Origin of the sequence: Zhongshania sp. (genome assembly GCF_041623545.1) — a bacterium.
Taxonomy (GTDB): Bacteria; Pseudomonadota; Gammaproteobacteria; order Pseudomonadales; family Spongiibacteraceae; genus Spongiibacter.
Map to the genome: position 1 here is coordinate 1 of NZ_JBFJWS010000440.1, position 1660 is coordinate 1660.

Consider the following 1660-nt stretch of genomic DNA (forward strand, 5'->3'; position numbering starts at 1 on the left):
GGACTCGACCTCGCGCTTGGCGCCGGTAACGGTGTCGAAATAGCCTTTAAAAAAGCGTCTTAAATCTCCTCCCTCGTTAAACTCAAAAAATAGCTTTTGCGCGTAAACCGACCCAGAGGAGTATACATAGAGGTCAATACCTTGTTGATGCCAGGCTTGTAGGGCCGTTAATGCATCCGCGTAAATATGGGCCTTGTAGTCGCCATTCCGGTAGCCGTGCTCCCAGACCAAGCCCTGCAAACTTTTAAGCGGCGTGACTTTTTTGTCATCGCTAATCCAGCGCAAGAGTTGGGCGATGAGGGCGTCAATATCATCGGCGGCAATGCCCGCTAATGCGGCAACGTCTTGTAATGCGCTATTCACTTCCGGCTTAGCGTGATTATTGCGAACAAACTCAGGCAAATTCTTTGCCGCATAAGGGAAGAGCACTTCATGCACAAAGTGAATTGAGCTGGTGGTGCCTTCAATGTCGGTAAGAATGGTGTTGATCACAGGCGATTCTCTTGGCTTTTAGTTGGTCGCAGCAATGCGTGAGTAGGCATCGGCTATTTTACTGCCGGTGTAATTCGCCACCCAGCCTTCGGGGTTATTAAAAAAACGAATGGCGACCAAGTCTGGCTCTGGCCCTAAATCAAACCAGTGCTGAGTGTTGGCGGGTACGCTTAGTAAATCGCCTTTTTCGCAGAGTATCTCAAATACCTTGTCGCCAAGATGCAGGGCAAACAGGCCTTGGCCCTCAACAAAAAAGCGCACTTCATCTTCGCTGTGAGTATGCTCGTCTAAAAACTTTTGACGCAGGGCGTCCTTTTGCGGATTGTCACTGGCGATGCTGATCACGTCGACGGTTTGGTAGCCTTGTTCGCGAATCAGGCGCTCAACATCATCAGCATAGGCCGCTAAAACCGAGTCTTGGCTATCACCGGCGCGAATGTCATCACGGGTTTGCCACTGTTCAAACCGAACGCCCGCGGCGCTGAGTAAGCGGCTAATTTCACTTGGCTCAGTGCTTTTCAGCAGTGCTTGGCTGCTATCGGAATCAGCAAAAATAGTCAGAGTGCTCATGGTGGCTCCTAGCGCCTAAGGCGCATTCTTTCGAGTTCGCAGTGTAAGAGAAAATCGACGGCTTCTAAATTGCGCATACACGCATTTAAATCTTTGCCCCAGCAATACACGCCGTGGCCGCGAATTAGATAAGCGGGGCAGTGGGGGTGCGCGGCAAGGTGCTGGTCGGCCTCTTTTGCGAGGGCGTCGATATCTTGGGTATTGGCAAAAATGGGGAGGCTCACCCGAGTCGCGTGGGTGTCGACACCGTCAAAGGCTTTGAGCAACTCGTAATTTTCTAAAATGAGTTCAGGGCTGTCGTCTAGTGCCATGGACAAAACCGTGGCCGCCGGCGAGTGGCAGTGCAGTACCGCGCCAATCTGAGCGAAGCGAGCGTACAGCTGGGTGTGCAGCGCAGTTTCTGCCGAGGGTTTGCCACTACTGATCGGCTTGGCTTGTAGGTCAACGGCAATGAAATCGCTGGGGCTAAGACGGCCCTTGTGATTGCCGGATGCAGTCACAATGGCCGAATCGGCATTGAGCCGACAAGAGAAGTTGCCACTGGTGGCGGGCACCCAGCCCCGGCGGTAAAGTTCGTCGCCGGCAGCGGCCAGCGCAA

General features: G+C 53.0%; 3 protein-coding genes. All 3 read right to left on the minus strand.

Going from position 1 to position 1660, the window contains the following annotated elements; translation table 11 throughout:
• Positions 1–492 (minus strand): acireductone synthase (gene mtnC, locus ABYT30_RS18975; protein WP_373098102.1); only part of this gene is annotated, 492 nt, incomplete at its 3' end.
• 18 nt (positions 493–510) lie between these two features.
• Positions 511–1062 carry an acireductone dioxygenase gene (locus ABYT30_RS18980; protein ID WP_373098104.1) on the minus strand — a complete coding sequence of 184 codons (552 nt, stop codon included), beginning with the start codon at positions 1060–1062 and terminating at the stop codon, positions 511–513.
• An 8-nt stretch (positions 1063–1070) separates the two neighbouring features.
• Positions 1071–1660 (minus strand): methylthioribulose 1-phosphate dehydratase (locus tag ABYT30_RS18985; RefSeq protein WP_373098105.1); only part of this gene is annotated, 590 nt, incomplete at its 5' end.